Source organism: Aurantimonas litoralis, from assembly GCF_026153195.1.
Classification (GTDB): Bacteria; Pseudomonadota; Alphaproteobacteria; order Rhizobiales; family Rhizobiaceae; genus Aurantimonas; species Aurantimonas coralicida.
The window spans coordinates 274,521-288,780 of the sequence record NZ_JAPFBM010000008.1; the positions used below are offsets into that span (position 1 = coordinate 274,521).

14 protein-coding genes are annotated in these 14,260 nt (G+C 67.3%); 8 read left to right on the top strand and 6 right to left on the bottom strand.

Annotated elements, in window-relative coordinates:
- Positions 1–10 precede the first annotated feature (10 nt).
- From N7I30_RS16725 to N7I30_RS16740, 4 genes are all read right to left on the bottom strand, one after another.
- Positions 11–1,174, bottom strand: coding sequence for an FAD-binding protein (locus tag N7I30_RS16725; protein WP_498640340.1), 1,164 nt, complete (start codon positions 1,172–1,174; stop codon positions 11–13).
- Between the two features lie 118 nt (positions 1,175–1,292).
- The gene (locus tag N7I30_RS16730) at positions 1,293–2,210 is read right to left on the bottom strand and encodes an amidohydrolase family protein (RefSeq protein WP_498640269.1); all 918 of its coding nucleotides are present in this window, start codon (positions 2,208–2,210) and stop codon (positions 1,293–1,295) included.
- Between the two features lie 8 nt (positions 2,211–2,218).
- Positions 2,219–2,665, bottom strand: coding sequence for an RbsD/FucU family protein (locus N7I30_RS16735; RefSeq protein ID WP_187389658.1), 447 nt, complete (start codon positions 2,663–2,665; stop codon positions 2,219–2,221).
- A 73-nt stretch (positions 2,666–2,738) separates the two neighbouring features.
- Entirely contained in the window at positions 2,739–3,671 is a 933-nt protein-coding gene (locus N7I30_RS16740; RefSeq protein WP_498640272.1) for an SMP-30/gluconolactonase/LRE family protein, read from the bottom strand.
- 334 nt (positions 3,672–4,005) lie between these two features.
- Here N7I30_RS16740 and N7I30_RS16745 point away from each other — a divergent pair, with 334 nt between their 5' ends.
- The 6 genes from N7I30_RS16745 (at position 4,006) to N7I30_RS16770 (ending at position 10,004) form a co-directional block, all read left to right on the top strand.
- Positions 4,006–4,950, top strand: coding sequence for a substrate-binding domain-containing protein (locus N7I30_RS16745; RefSeq protein WP_244495471.1), 945 nt, complete (start codon positions 4,006–4,008; stop codon positions 4,948–4,950).
- Positions 4,951–5,026: 76 nt separating this feature from the next.
- Entirely contained in the window at positions 5,027–6,058 is a 1,032-nt protein-coding gene (locus N7I30_RS16750; RefSeq protein ID WP_498640275.1) for an ABC transporter permease, read from the top strand.
- Positions 6,055–6,801, top strand: a complete 747-nt coding sequence (locus tag N7I30_RS16755) for an ATP-binding cassette domain-containing protein (RefSeq protein WP_498640277.1) — start codon at positions 6,055–6,057, stop codon at positions 6,799–6,801. Before N7I30_RS16750 ends, N7I30_RS16755 begins: the two co-directional genes overlap by 4 nt.
- A complete protein-coding gene (locus N7I30_RS16760; protein WP_498640279.1) occupies positions 6,798–7,883 on the top strand; it encodes a LacI family DNA-binding transcriptional regulator in 1,086 nt (361 codons plus the stop codon). Before N7I30_RS16755 ends, N7I30_RS16760 begins: the two co-directional genes overlap by 4 nt.
- Complete coding sequence (locus N7I30_RS16765; RefSeq protein WP_498640281.1) at positions 7,880–8,935, top strand: hydroxyacid dehydrogenase; 1,056 nt, start codon at positions 7,880–7,882, stop codon at positions 8,933–8,935. The genes N7I30_RS16760 and N7I30_RS16765 overlap by 4 nt, the downstream gene beginning before the upstream one ends.
- Positions 8,936–8,984: 49 nt before the next feature.
- Complete coding sequence (locus N7I30_RS16770) at positions 8,985–10,004, top strand: aldo/keto reductase (RefSeq protein WP_498640283.1); 1,020 nt, start codon at positions 8,985–8,987, stop codon at positions 10,002–10,004.
- Positions 10,005–10,063: 59 nt separating this feature from the next.
- Here the strand turns inward: N7I30_RS16770 and ilvA are convergent, their stop codons facing one another.
- The gene (ilvA, locus tag N7I30_RS16775; protein WP_498640285.1) at positions 10,064–11,317 is read right to left on the bottom strand and encodes a threonine ammonia-lyase IlvA; all 1,254 of its coding nucleotides are present in this window, start codon (positions 11,315–11,317) and stop codon (positions 10,064–10,066) included.
- Positions 11,318–11,697: 380 nt separating this feature from the next.
- On the opposite strand from ilvA, the gene N7I30_RS16780 reads away from it, so the two are divergent.
- A complete protein-coding gene (locus N7I30_RS16780) occupies positions 11,698–11,970 on the top strand; it encodes a LysE family translocator (protein ID WP_498640287.1) in 273 nt (90 codons plus the stop codon).
- A 20-nt stretch (positions 11,971–11,990) separates the two neighbouring features.
- Positions 11,991–12,218 (top strand): LysE family transporter, encoded by a 228-nt coding sequence (locus N7I30_RS16785; RefSeq protein WP_498640289.1) that lies wholly within the window; start codon positions 11,991–11,993, stop codon positions 12,216–12,218.
- Positions 12,219–12,364: 146 nt separating this feature from the next.
- Here N7I30_RS16785 and ade read toward each other — a convergent pair whose 3' ends face one another.
- A complete protein-coding gene (ade, locus tag N7I30_RS16790) occupies positions 12,365–14,173 on the bottom strand; it encodes an adenine deaminase (RefSeq protein WP_498640291.1) in 1,809 nt (602 codons plus the stop codon).
- Positions 14,174–14,260: the final 87 nt, after the last annotated feature.

Here is a 14,260-nt window from a genome sequence, read left to right on the forward strand (position 1 = left end):
GTTCGGAGTGCTAGTGGAGTAGATAGATATTATCGGGTGTCCGAAGAAAATAATGCGGATATCGGCTCCGCGGCGTCGCTTGCCGATAGGCATAGCTGGCTGCCCCGATCATCGCAGCGCCCGGTTTGCGGAGAATATTAAGGATGTGCGCGCTGGCGACTGTCGGGTCGGCTGGGCGCCCCGGTCGATGTCGCGCTCGTACGCGCAGCCGGCTCATTATGTGCAGCGCCGAAGCCACGCCGTCGCGATGGGACGCATCCTCCGGCGGCGGACTTTTTGGCCAGAAAGCGATATTAAGAAGCTCGTGGCGGCGCTGGGTCTCGTCGGTCGGTCGAAACCGGTGCCGTATGAAGGTCCGCTGCCCGGCCCGCCGAAAGAAGAACGCTTCGGCCAGACTTGGGTCCGCGAATTCGATACAGGCGATTTCGCCGGCCAGATGGCCCATGTAACGGCGTCCCAGTGGGCCCCCTTCCCCGCCGAACATTGCGGAGAACCGCCTCTGCAGGTTGAGGAGCAAACGGGCGTTCTCGCGCCCCCCACAGGCGAGAACGAAGGCGCAGCCCCGGACGACAACCTCCTGCCCGCGAGACCGGATGACGAACGCTTCGACGGCGCCGCCCCCATTGCGCATCCGCACGTCGACCAATGTGCTGTCGGTGCAGACGAGTATGCTTTTCGACGATTTCAGGACCTCGCGGTGGTAATGCGCCGTGTTTCTGTCGCGGGTCCAGCTTTCCAGCGACGTGGTCTGGAAGACACTCTGCTCCGGCACCGGGTCAATTGCGCCGAAATCGCTGCTGAGGAAACGGCGCGCGGCGTCGTAGTACGGTCTCAGCGTATAATGGGCGATAGGCCAGCCCGATCCTCCCACATGGTCGCGCCTGACAAAGTCGATATCGTCGTACTCGACGCAGCGCCCGCCCCACATGGTTGATGTGCCACCCAGAACCCTGCGCACGGTCAGATGCGCCGGAGCATGAATGATGTCGTCGTCGCTGGTGAAATTCGACAGCAGCTGGTGCGTCTTGCTTGCGCGCTGCGTACCGGACTCCAGAAGGATCACCTTGAGGCCGGCCTGGGCGCATTGCAGTGCAACTGCGAGACCGACCGGGCCCGCTCCCGCCACACAGATATCCGCGGTTCCGAAATGCGAAGGAACACCATGCGAGATCATGATCAAGCCCCGATGCTGCATTGCACTTTGACCAAGCTGGCACGTTTCGCAACGGAAGGGGAGCGCGTCTACGTTGTACCGGGACATATTGCTCGCGCAAGGAAGCGAGAAAGCGCGTTCAGGTGCCGGTCAGCTTGGCTGAGCCAAATCCGTTATTCGCCTCCGCCAGCCCGTAGAACCGGCGGGCATTGCCCCCAAGGATCGCCGCGCGCTCGCTCGCCGACAGTGGAGCGAGCAAGGCGTCGGTGATCTCGACCCAGAGTGCGTGAGACGCCGCCAGGGTCAGCACCGGCCAGTCCGAGCCCCAGACGAGGCGCTCGGGTCCGAACCAGTCCATCAGCTGCTCGAACGCCGGCTGCAGGACGCTCAGCGCCGCCTCCGGCGTGTCGCGCTGGTCGGGCCGCATTTCGGTCAGGAGGCCGGACAGCTTGCAGGCGCAGGCCGTCTCGCTGGCCAGCCGGGCCATCCCCTCGGCCCATAGGGCATGGCGCGGATCGTCCGCCGGCGCGCCGAGCGCCGGCTTGGCGGCGTGGTCGATGATGACTGGCAGATCGGGATGGGCAGCACAGAAGCTCGCGAGCCGCGACAGATGCACCGGCAGCACCAGCGCGTCGAAGCGCAGGCCCGAGCGGTCCAGGGCTGCGAGTGCAGCGGGCGTCGGGGCCGTCAGCAGCCAGTCGGGATCGGCAATGTCCTGCAGCATCGGCCGGAGCGATTTCAGCGCCGGCTCCGCCGCAAGCGCTGCGATCCGGTCCGCGGCCCCGGCCGAGGCCAGATCGACCCAACCGACGACGCCGGCGATCTCGTCGTTCTGCCGGGCAAGCGCCAGCAGGAAATCGGTCTCGGCATCGCTTTCGGCCGCCTGCACCACGACCACCTGCCCGATCCCGGCCGTTGCTGAAAGCGGCCGGAGATCGGCGGGACCGAAATCGTGCCGGATCGGCGCCAGCGCCGGATCGTCATTGTCCTGCAGCCAGTGATAGTCGCCCCGCGACAGCTGCCAGAAATGGCAATGGGCGTCGATCCGCTCCGACATCGCTCGCCTCAACCGCCCGATGCCGGCGGGATCACGCCCTTGCGGATGATGAAATTGCCGTAGAAACGCCGCTCGGTGGTCTGGACGATCGCATAGGCCTCGCGCGCCTGATCGTAGAAATCGAACCGGTCGACGCCGGTGAGGTCTGCGCCTTCGGCCCGAAACAACGCCTCGCCCTCCTGGATCACCTCCGGCCGGGCCTTGGGATCGCCCACGACATTCATGAAGCGTACGGCGTCCGGCTCGAAATCGTCGACCGGCAAGAGCGACAGGATCGCCTCGACCGCGCGCGGGGCCGAGCAGTCCATGCGCAGCGCGGTGCCGTGCACCGTGTCGCGCGCCACGGATTCGGACGGAAAGTTCGCGTCGGTGATGACGATCTCGTCGCCATGTCCCATGGCGGCGAGGACGCCCAGCAATTCGGCGTTCAGGAGCGGGTCGATCCCCTTCAGCATGGGCGACAATCCTTCTGGTGGTCGGCCCCGTTCCGGCGCCGGATGTTCGTGAGAGAGGTGCGGACGGTGACCATCACGGCCGCTGCGCCCCGCACCGCGTGGTGTCGATGGCGTAGATCGAACTCGTTCCGCAGATGAAGAGCCGCGCGCGATCCGGTCCGCCGAAAGTGAGGTTGGCCACGACCTCCGGTACCCGCACGCGGCCGAGCCGTTCGCCGGCCGGCGTGAAGCAATGGACGCCGTCGGCCGCCGAGATCCACAGCAGGTCCTCCATGTCGACCCGCAGGCCGTCGGGCACGCGGTCGACCTCGCAGACGACCCGGCTCGTGCCCAGCCGCCGGCCATCCACCACGGTCAGTGCCCGCACGTGATGCGGCCGGCTGTCGTCGGTGCCGAAGCCATGGCCGCGGGCGCGTCCGGAATCGGCCACGTAGAGAACGGACTCGTCGACCGAGAAGGCCAGGCCGTTGGGCCGGTCGAAATCGTCGGCGACGAGCTCGACCGCACCGGTGTCGGGATCGATCCGGTAGACATTGTTCGACCCGATGTCGCTCTCGGCGCGGATGCCCTCATGGTCCGAGATGATTCCGTAGGGCGGATCGGTGAACCAGATCGAGCCGTCGGACTTGACCACCACGTCGTTGGGCGAGTTCAGCCGCTTGCCCTGCCAGTGGGTCGCCAGCACCTCGTAGGTGCCGTCCATCCGGGTCCGGCTAACGCAGCGCCCGGTATGCTCGCAGGAGATCATCGCCCCGTCGCGGTCGCGGGTATGACCGTTGGTGCTCTGCGCCGGCTGGCGGAAGACGCGCAGTCCGCCCTCCTGCGTCCAGGCCATCATGCGGTTGTTGGGAATGTCGGAGAAGCGCAATTCGCCGATCTCGTCGAACCAGACCGGCCCCTCGGCCCAGATGAAACCCTCCGCAATGCGCTCCAGCTTCGCGTCTGGCGGGAAGAATGCCGCAAAGCGCGGATTCTCCACGGCTACAGCCGACCCTGTTTCCCCCATATTCGGCCCTCCCGCCGGCAGTTCGTCGCGGGCGCTTGCGGCAGGAATGCCGTCGCCCTCGCCTTGAGTGTCACCCGAAGGCGACGCAGATCAACCCTTTACTGTCGGATTTCGCATCGCAACATCGCTATACATGCAGCGCCAAGTTGAAATCCGCTGGCGACAGCCCGGCCATTGACCGATCGCAGCACCGAAGCTAGCGTAGCATCGTTGCACACGTGTGCAAAGGGCGGTTTTACTTGGGGCGGTTGGCGCTTCCGATTGATTCCGCAACGATAAATACGGGCGTTCGACGCTGGGAGGCCGCGAACGCGCCGGATCTCGGGAGGATGGAATGAAGCCGTTTTCGAAATTGCTGGCGCCGGGCGTTGTTGCCGCGTCGCTGCTGGGCGCCATGGTGCCGGGGCATGCCCAGGACGTCACGCTGGCGACCTCCATGCCGGCGCTGGAGTTCCCGTTCTTCGTCCACATGCAGGACGCGCTGACCAAGAAGGCCGAGGAGGTTGGCGGCATCAGCCTGATCGCCACCGACGGCCAGAACCAGACGACGAAGCAGACCGGTGACGTCGAAGCGGCGATTATCCAGGGCGTCGACGGCATCATCATCAGCCCGATCGACGCGGTCGCGATGGCCCCGGCCCTCAAGCAGGCCGTGGATGCCGAGATCCCGGTGATCACGATCGACCGCCGCGTCGACGGTGTCGAGGGCATCCTGTCCCATGTCGGCGCCGACAACGTCGTCGGCGGCGAGGCCCAGGGCAACCTCATCATGGAACTGTTCCCGGACGGCGCCCGCGTCGTCAATCTGCAGGGCCAGCCCGGCGCGAGCCCGGCGATCGATCGCAACAAGGGCCTGCACAACGTCCTCGACGGCAAGGACAATTACGAGTTCGTCGCCGAGCAGACGGCGAATTTCGCCCGCGAGGAAGGCGCGTCGGTCACCGAGGCGATCCTCGGCGGCCTCGCCACCCCGCCCGATGTCATCGTCGCCGCCAATGACGACATGGCGCTCGGCGCCTTGCAGGTGGCGCAGGAGCGCGGCCTCGACATCCCGATCATCGGGTTCGACGCCCTGCCCGAGGCACTGGCCTCGGTGCGCGACGGTGGCCTCGCCGCGACCATCGAGCAGTTTCCCGGCGGCCAGAGCGCCACGGCGCTGGAGGCGATGATCGCGCATCTGCGCGACGGCAAGGCACCCGAGCCGCTGGTCCTTCTAAACCCGATCGCGATCACCAAGGACAATCTCGACAAGGCCGAGCGCCTCGGCGAGATCCAGTAGCGCCGGGCGTTACCGCGCTGCCAGAAGAGCCGGCGTCGCCGCCGGCTCTTTCCTGCCCCTGTCTTCGGATGAGACCATGACCCCTGCGCCCCCGTCTGCGGTGCCGCACTCGCGAGCGCATCCCTTCGATGCGATCCAGTTCCTGGCCCGCTATGCCGCCCCGCTGTTCCTGCTGCTGCTCGTCGCGATCTTCGCCATTCTCGAGCCGCGTTTCCTGCACCCGCTCAACATCTTCAACGTCCTGCGGCAGGTCTCAATCGCCGGGCTGATCGCCATCGGCATGACCTTCGTCATCCTGACCGCGGGCATCGACCTGTCGGTCGGCTCGCTCCTGGCGCTCGCCGGGCTCGTCGGCGCCTATGTCGCCAAGGGCGGCCTGGACGACCGCTTCGCCATCGCCGCCGGCGATGCTGCCGGCAACCCGGTGATCTTCGCCGTCCTCGCCGCTCTCGCCGTCGGCATGGCGGGCGGTGCACTTCAGGGGCTGGCGATCACCCGCCTCAAGGTGCCGCCCTTCGTCGTCACCTTGGGCGGGCTCACGGCCTTTCGCGGCGCTGCGTTGCTGTTTTCCGGTGGCGGCCCGATCTCCGGCTTCACCGCCGATTACGCCTGGTGGGGCCAGGGCCGCATCTCGATGGTGCCGGTTCCGGTCATCATCTTCGTCCTCGCGGCGCTCGTTGCCCATCTGGTGCTGCGCTACACCGCCTTCGGCAAGCACGTCTACGCCACCGGCGGCAATGCCCGGGCCGCCGCGCTGAATGGCGTGCCGATCCGCCGGATCGTGATGCTGGTCTATGTCATCAGCGGCTTCTTTTGCGGCCTCGCCGCCTTCCTGCTCTCGGCCCGCCTGAACTCGGCCGAGGCGGTTGCCGGGCTAAGCCTGGAACTGACCGTGATCGCCTCGGTCGTCATCGGTGGCACCAGCCTCTTCGGCGGCGTCGGCAGCATCTTCGGCACCGTCGTCGGCGCGCTGCTGATCGGCGTCCTTACCAACGGTCTTGTGCTGCTCAACGTCTCCTCCTTCATCCAGGAGATCCTGATCGGCGTGATCCTCGTGGCCGCCGTCGCCCTCGACCAGTTCGCCGCCACCCGGAGGCTTGCCGAATGACCGGACCGCTCTTCGAACTGCGCAACGTCTCCAAGCGCTTCGGCGCGATCCACGCGATCGACGACATCGACCTGACGCTCGGTCATGGCGAGGTCGTTGGCCTGATGGGCGACAACGGCGCCGGCAAGTCGACGCTGGTGCGCATCATCGCCGGCAATTTCCAGCCGTCCGAAGGCGAGATCGCGCTGGAGGGACGGCCGGTGCGCTTTACCGACAGTGCCGATGCGCGCAATCACGGCATCGAGGTCGTGCATCAGGACCTGGCGCTCTGCGACAACCTGACCGCGGCCGACAACGTCTTCCTGGGGCGTGAACTCAAGCGCCGCATCGGCCCTTTCCGGGTGCTCGACTACCGCGCCATGTCGCGCCGCGCAGCCGAGCTCTTCGCCGAACTCCAGTCCGAGACCCGCCCAGGCGACAAGGTGCGGATGATGTCCGGCGGCCAGCGCCAGGCCGTCGCCATCGCCCGGACCCGGCTGGCGCAATCGAAGATTGTCCTGATGGACGAGCCGACCGCCGCCATCAGCGTGCGACAGGTCGCGCAGGTGCTGGACCTCATCAAGCGGCTGCGCGACAGCGGCGTCACCGTCGTCCTGATCAGCCACCGCATGCCGGACGTCTTCGCGGTCGCCGAGCGACTGGTGGTCCTGCGCCGCGGCCGAAAGGTCGCCGACAAGCCCATCTCCGCCAGCTCTCCGGAAGAGGCGACCGGCCTGATCACGGGGGCGCTCGAAACGGCATGACGTTAGCCAAGCGACCCTCGCGCCCGTCCCGCCGCCGCGTGACCGCGCTCGACGTCGCGGAACTCGCCGGCGTGTCGCGTTCGGCGGTGTCGCGCACCCTCACCGAGGGCGCCAGCGTGTCGGACGAGACCCGCCGCAAGGTGCTCGCCGCCGCCAAGGAGCTCGGCTATCACCGCAACGCTCTGGTCCGGGCGATGGTAAGCCGGCGCTCCGGCATCATCGGCATCGTCACCGGCCGGCTCGACAACCCCTTCATCGCCGTCGCGCTGGAGCGGCTGGCGCGGCGCCTGCAGGATGATGGCCTGAAAACGCTGATCTTTTCCGGCGACGCGGAGAGCGACCTGCAGATCGCTATGCCGTCCATGCTGGAATACCGCGTCGACGGCTGTTTCTTCCTGTCCAACGACATCTCGCCCCAGTCCGCCGCCCGCTATACCGAATTCGATATTCCGCTGGTCGTCGTGTTCAACTCCGATATCGAGGGCATTTCCGACCACGCCGACGAGGTGCCGGTGGGCGCGGTCACGGTCGACAATGTCGAGATCTCGGCGGCGGTCGCCGACCTGCTTCTCGATGCCGGTTGCCGGCGCCCTGCTTTTCTTGCCGGACTGCCCTGTGCGGCGACGAGCGGCGAGCGGCGGCGTGGCTTCAGGGACCGGCTCGCAGCCCGCGGCGTCGCGCTGCTTGCCGAGGAAACCGGCAATTTCAATTATGCCGACGGTCTTGCCGCAAGCCGGCGGCTGCTGTCGGGCGCCGAGCGGCCGGACGCGATCTTTGCCGCCAACGACGTCATGGCGCTGGCGGTGATCGACGTGGCGCGCAGCGAGTTCGGCCTGCAGATTCCCGGCAATCTGGCGGTCGTCGGCTTCGACGACATCGGCGTCGCCGCCCATGCGGCCTACGACCTGACGACGGTCCATCAGCCGGTCGCCGCGATGATCGACGCGGCGGCCGACATGATGCAGGAGCTTCTGGCCGATCCGAGCCGTCGCCCCTCGGACAGGCGGCTGGCGTCGCGTCTGGTGATCCGCGGATCGGCCAGACCGCCGCGCTCGCATTCGAACATGGAGAACGTCGCGTGAGCCGACCGGCTGCCCCATCCGCAACTGTCGACGACCGGCCGCTGGTGATCAGTGTCCCGCATCCGCGCTCGCTCGCGCTGATCCTGACCGATGCGCGGCGCAGGCAGCTCTTCGACACCTACCAGGTCGTGGAATGCGAACCGGACGGTCTGGTCGCCCTGCCCGATCCGGTCCTGGCGGCGGCCCGCTACATCATCGGCCAGCCTCCGATCGACGCGGCCACGCTGGAGCGGCTGCAATCGCTGCGCTGCGTCTTCAATGTCGAGAGCAACCTCATCGACAACATGCCCTATGCGACGCTGTTCGAGCGCGGCATTCACGTGGTGACGACGGGCGCCGTCTTTGCCCAGCCGGTCGCCGAACTGGGCCTCGCCATGGCACTCGATCTCGCCCGCGGCGTCAGCAGCGCGGCGCGCGCCTTCCGCGAGGGCCGCGAAGCCTGGGGCGGCGACGGCAACCACAGCGCCCGCCTGATCGGCGGATCTGAAATCGGCCTGATCGGCTTTGGCGATCTCGGCCGGGCGCTGCACCGGCTGCTGACGGGATTCGGCGTCACCATCCGGGTGTTCGACCCCTGGCTTCCCGACGCGATCCTGCGCGGCCACGGCGTTGTCCCCGCCACGCTGGAGGAGGTCATGGCCGAGAGCGACACGGTCTTCACCGTCGCTGCGGTCACCTCGGAGAACCAGGGCTTCATCGGCACCGCCCAGTTTGCGGCCATGCGCGCGGGCGCGTCCTTCATCCTCCTTAGCCGCGCCGACGTCGTCGATTTCGACGCCCTGATGGCGGCGGTGCGCTCCAAGCATATCCGGGCCGCCAGCGACGTCTTCCCCGAAGAGCCCCTGGCGCTGGATCATCCGGTGCGCACCCTCGACGGCTTCCTCTGCTCGGCCCATCGCGCCGGCGCGCTCGATATCGCGTTCAAGCGGATGGGCGACATGGTGCTGGACGACATGGACCTGATGGATCGCGGTCTGCCGCCGATGCTGTGCAAGCGGGCCGAGCGCGAGACGGTCGCCAGGATGCGCTCGCGCCCGGTGACGACAAACTAGATCGGCGGCCGCAGCGAGGCTCCGCCTGAACGAACAGGGAGGATCACCCATGCAGTTCGGCAAACGCGAGATCGGGCGCACCGGCGTCCAGGTCACCGAATACGGCTTCGGCGGCGCGCCGTTGGGCAATCTCTACGCCCCGATCGCCGAGGACGAGGCGCGCGGCCTCCTGACCGACGCCTGGGAGGCGGGCTTTCGCTATTTCGACACGGCCCCCTATTACGGTTTCGGCCTGTCGGAGCGCCGTTTCGGCGATGCGCTGCGCGGGTTACCTTGGCAGGAGGCCGTCGTCTCGACAAAGGTGGGACGGCTGATCCGGCCGGATCGCGGGCCCAATCCAGACCGGGAGAAGTTCATCGACGCGGCGCCCTTCCGCTCCGACTACGACTATTCCTATGACGGCGTCATGCGCTCCCACGAGGACAGCCTGCAGCGGCTGGGCGTCGACCGGGTCGATATCCTCTTCCTGCATGACATCGGCCCGGTGACCCACGGCGCCGCGGCGCATCCGGCGCTGTTCAGGCAGGCAATGGAAGGCGGCTATAGGGCGCTCGACGAATTGCGCCGCAATGGCGACGTCAAAGCGATCGGGCTCGGCGTCAACGAGTGGCAAGTCTGCGAGGAGGCGATGGACCACGGACGCTGGGACGTGTTCCTGCTGGCCGGCCGCTACACGCTTCTCGAACAGACCGCACTCGACAGCTTCCTGCCGCGTTGCCAGCGTGAGAACGCCTCGATCGTCATCGGTGGGCCGTTCAATTCCGGCATTCTGGCGACGGGGCCCGTGGCGGGCGCCACCTACGATTACGAGCCGGCGCCGGCCGTGATCCTGGATCGGGTGCGGCGGATCGAGAGCGTCTGCAAGGCCCATGGCGTGCCGCTGGCCGCCGCCGCCCTGCGCTTTCCCCTCACCCATCCGAGCGTCGCCGCGGTCATCCCCGGCATGTCCGCCCGCAACCATCTGCAGCGCAATCTGCAACTGATCGGGCAGACGATCCCAGTCGGCCTCTGGTCGGACCTGAAGTCCGAAGGGCTGCTGCGCGCCGACGCACCGGTCCCGCAGGACTGAAAACGTGACCGCCGCTGGCCGGAGCCGCGGCGGTCGTGATCACGCGGATCGCTGGCGGATCAGATCAGGAGGTCGGCGAGGATGTTGTTGTCGGTGATGTCCTGGTAGCTGACGCCATTCTCGGCGAAGCGGGCCAATAGCCCCTCGAAATTCGCCGGGTCCTTGGTCTCGATGCCGATCAGGATCGAGGCGAAGTCGCGGGCCGATTTCTTCAGATACTCGAAGCGGGCGATATCGTCGTCCGGCCCGAGATAATCGAGGAAATCCTTCAGCGCGCCGGGGCGCTGGGCCAGCCGAAGGATGAAGTATTTCTTCAAGCCTTCGAAGCGGAGCGCCCGCTCCTTCACGTCCGGCAGGCGCTCGAAATCGAAATTGCCCCCCGAGACCACCAGAACGACGGTCTTGCCGCGGATCTCGTCCTTCAGGTCGCGCAGCGCGTCGATGGCCAGCGCGCCGGCTGGTTCCAGGACGATGCCCTCCAGATTGAGCATCTCCAGCATGGTCTGGCAGAGCCGGCCTTCCGGCGACAGCAGCACGTCGTCCGGCGTGAAACGCGACAGCGTCTCGTAGGGCAGCGCGCCGATCTCGGCGACGGCTGCACCGTCGACGAATCCGTCGAGCTGCGGCAAACGCGTGCGCTCGCCCTTGGTCAGGCTGGTGCGCAGGCTGGGCGCCCCGAGCGGTTCGACGAAGCGGAAGTCGGGGCTGGCTTCGCCGGCGTAGTAGCGGGCCAGCCCGGAGGCCAGTCCGCCGCCGCCGACCGGCAGCACCAGCATGTCGGGGCGCTCGCCGTCGAGCTGCGCGGCGATTTCCTGGCCGACCGTCGCCTGGCCCTCGACGATGTCCTCGTGGTCGAAGGGCGGTACCATCGCCGCGCCGGTCTCGGCGGAATAGGCCTTGGCCGCCGCGTAGCAATCGTCGAAGAAGTCGCCGATCAGCTCGATCTCGACCGCATCGCCACCGAAGACGCGGGTCTTGTCGATCTTCTGCTGCGGCGTCGTCACCGGCATGTAGACCCGGCCCTCAAGGCCGAAATGCCGGCAGGCGAAGGCAAAGCCCTGGGCGTGGTTGCCGGCCGATGCGCAGCAGAAGCGTCCGGTGGCGGAACCGTTGGCGATCCGTTTGCGCATGAAATTGAAGGCGCCGCGGATCTTGTAGGAGCGCACCGGCGTCAGATCTTCGCGCTTCAGGAAGATGCGCGCATCGTATCTGGCGGAGAGATGCTCGTTGAGCTGCAGGGGCGTCGCCGGAAACAGGGCACGCAGGGCCTCTTCCGCGACAGCGACGCGGCGGGAAAACTCGTTATCGGACATGGATCACAGACTTAGCTCTTGTGGAACCGGCTCCGGCTCCGAAGGAATGCGCGGCCGTCACATGTGGCGACCGGATAGGCGGAAGCTGTCTAGACGACGCCGCCGCGGGCCGGACATGTTGGAGCACCGGAAGGCTGCAGTGCAGCAGGGGCGCCAGACATGCCGGCGCCGATAATCAGGGACGTGGCTCCGCCGATCGTGATGTTCCATGCCATCGCGCGCCCCTTTCTCTGCTCGATTGCCGTTGCGCCAGCCATCGGCCATCCGCGCGAATTTGTAAAGCCGCGCGGACGATCCGCGTCATCGGCGTCGCTTTCGTTGCATGGGCCGAAAGCCGGGACGATAATCGCCCCTCTCAAGCCTGCGCGGGAGAATGCCCGATGGACCTCGTCATGGCAGTCGGCAGCGTGTTCGCCGTTTTCATCCCGGCACTGATGCTGCCGGGGCCCGATTTCGTCGCGGTCGTGCGATCTGCGATGACGCGAGGATCGCGGGCGGGCCTGGCGACGGCGCTGGGCATTTCGCTGGGTCTCGGCTTCTACGCCGCCCTGAGCCTGATCGGCCTGTCGGCGATCCTGACCCAGTATCAATGGCTGACCTGGTTCGTCCGCATCCTGGGCGGCGCCTATCTCGTTTCCTGGGGCTGCGGCTGATCATCAAGCGGCCCGATCCCGTGGAGATCGCCGGCGAAGGGCCGCGCGAGCGCAGTGCGCTTCTGTTCGGCTTCGTCGTCACCCTCACCAATCCCAAGGCGATCGTGCTGTTCGCCAGCGTCTTTGCGACGGCCGCGTCCGGCGCCATGCCGTTGCGGGTCATGGTGCTGATGATCGGCCTGGTCGTCGCGAGCGCACTCGCCTGGTATTCCGCCGTCAGCTCTTCATGGCCTCGCCGCCGATCATGAACCGGTTCCGCGATGCCCGTCACCGTATCGAGCGGCTGGCCGGCGCCTGCTTCGTCGCGATCGGGCTGAAGATTATGTCGGATGCCCGAAGCCCGGCCGCCGCCTGATCGGAAAGGCGCGGCCGGGCCGTCTGGCGGTCCAGGGCGTTAGACGAAGAGATCGACCAGTTCGAAGCGCTCCACGTCGACGATGCCTTTGTCGGAGATGCGCAGGCTCGGAATGACCACAAGCGCCAGCAGGGAATGCTGCATATAGGCGTTGTTGAGCGTGCAGCCGGCCGCGCACATCGCCGCGATCAGCCGGTCGGCCTTTTCCGCGACGATCTCCGCCCGTTCGCTCGACATCAGGCCGGCGATCGGCATCTCGACCAGCGCCTGCTCCTTGCCATCGGCGAAGAAGACCACGCCGCCGCCGACCTCGCCCAGCCGGTTGGCGGCCAGCGCCATGTCGTCCTCGGAAGTGCCGACGACGATCATGTGGTGGCTGTCATGGGCGACGGTGGAGGCCATGGCGCAGCGCCCCGTGTAGCCGAAGCCGGACACGAAGCCGTTGACCACGTCGCCGCTCGCCCGGTGCCGCTCGACCAGCGCGATGCGGCAGACGTCGTTGTCCGGGTCGGGCATGGCGATGCCGCCCTGCACCGGCACCTTTGCGGTCAGCGCCCGGGTCGGCGCCTGGTTCTCGACCACCCCGATGACCCGCGCCTCGACCGTCGCGCCCGCGCCCTTCGGCGCGGCGACGCGGAAATCGTCCGCCGTCAGCGCCCGGCCGAGCTTCACCGAATCGATGGCGCTGTCCGGATAGGCATGGGCCGGCATGTCGGCTTCCAGCTTGCCGCCGGATGCCAGCCGCACGCCACGGCCATAGACGGCGTCGATGGTCAGATCGCTCAGATCCGAGACGATCAGGAAGTCCGCGCGGCGCCCCGGCGTGACCGAGCCGATCTCGCGCTCCAGCTTGAAATGCTCGGCGGTGTTGATCGTCGCCATCTGGATCGCGGTCATCGGCTTCAGTCCGCGCGAGATGGCATGCCGCACGACGCGGTCCATGTGGCCCTCGCGGACCAGCGTGCCGGAATGGCAGTCGTCGGTGCACAGGATGAAGTGCCGCGAATCGAGCCCCATCTCGGTGATCGCCCGCACCTGTTCGGCGACGTCGTACCAGGCCGAGCCCAGCCGCAGCATCGCCTTCATGCCCTGGCGCACCCGCGCGGCGGCATCCTCCATGCGGGTGCCCTCGTGGTCGTCCTCGGGACCACCGGCGACATAGGCGTGGAAGGCGCGGCCGAGATCGGGCGAGGCATAATGCCCGCCGACCGTGCGTCCGGCCTTCCGGGTTGCCGCGATCTCGCCGACCATCGTCGGGTCGTTGGCTGCCACGCCGGGAAAGTTCATCACCTCGCCCAGGCCGATGATCGCCGGCCAGCCCATCGCCTCGGCGACATCCTGCGGGCCGAGGATCGCGCCGCCTTCCTCGAGCCCCGGCGCCGACGGTACGCAGGACGGCATCTGCACCCAGACATTGACCGGCTGGGCCAGCGCCTCGTCATGCATCAGCCGGACGCCCGGCAGGCCCAGCACATTGGCGATCTCGTGCGGGTCGATGAACATCGAGGTCGTGCCGTGCGGAATCACCGCGCGGCAGAACTCGGTAACCGTCACCATGCCGCTCTCGACATGCATGTGCGCGTCGCAAAGCCCCGGCATGATGAAGCGCCCGGCAGCGTCCACCACCTCGGTATCCGGCCCGATCATGTAGCCGGCATCGGGCCCGCAATAGGCAAAGCGCCCCGCGGCGATGGCCACGTCAGTCTGCGGGATGATCTCGCCGGAATGGACATTGACCCAGCGCGCGTTGCGCACGACCAGATCAGCGGGAGCCCGCCCCATCGCAACATCGACGAGTTGCGGCGCCACGGCCTCGAACGGGGGCACACTGGTGGGTAGATCGGTCATGGAATGTCCCCGTGGAGAGAGCCCGGCCGCCGCTGCCAGTCCGTGATCGGCGGTCACACATTGTGGTGATCAGTGCCACTGATGGCT

Bases quoted from the DNA above. Each gene is read 5' to 3' on its own strand.
- N7I30_RS16725 (WP_498640340.1), bottom strand. From the start codon at position 1,174: ATGATCTCGCATGGTGTTCCTTCGCATTTCGGAACCGCGGATATCTGT.
- N7I30_RS16730 (WP_498640269.1), bottom strand. From the start codon at position 2,210: ATGTCGGAGCGGATCGACGCCCATTGCCATTTCTGGCAGCTGTCGCGG.
- N7I30_RS16735 (WP_187389658.1), bottom strand. From the start codon at position 2,665: ATGCTGAAGGGGATCGACCCGCTCCTGAACGCCGAATTGCTGGGCGTC.
- N7I30_RS16740 (WP_498640272.1), bottom strand. From the start codon at position 3,671: ATGGGGGAAACAGGGTCGGCTGTAGCCGTGGAGAATCCGCGCTTTGCG.
- N7I30_RS16745 (WP_244495471.1), top strand. From the start codon at position 4,006: ATGAAGCCGTTTTCGAAATTGCTGGCGCCGGGCGTTGTTGCCGCGTCG.
- N7I30_RS16750 (WP_498640275.1), top strand. From the start codon at position 5,027: ATGACCCCTGCGCCCCCGTCTGCGGTGCCGCACTCGCGAGCGCATCCC.
- N7I30_RS16755 (WP_498640277.1), top strand. From the start codon at position 6,055: ATGACCGGACCGCTCTTCGAACTGCGCAACGTCTCCAAGCGCTTCGGC.
- N7I30_RS16760 (WP_498640279.1), top strand. From the start codon at position 6,798: ATGACGTTAGCCAAGCGACCCTCGCGCCCGTCCCGCCGCCGCGTGACC.
- N7I30_RS16770 (WP_498640283.1), top strand. From the start codon at position 8,985: ATGCAGTTCGGCAAACGCGAGATCGGGCGCACCGGCGTCCAGGTCACC.
- ilvA (WP_498640285.1), bottom strand. From the start codon at position 11,317: ATGTCCGATAACGAGTTTTCCCGCCGCGTCGCTGTCGCGGAAGAGGCC.
- N7I30_RS16780 (WP_498640287.1), top strand. From the start codon at position 11,698: ATGGACCTCGTCATGGCAGTCGGCAGCGTGTTCGCCGTTTTCATCCCG.
- ade (WP_498640291.1), bottom strand. From the start codon at position 14,173: ATGACCGATCTACCCACCAGTGTGCCCCCGTTCGAGGCCGTGGCGCCG.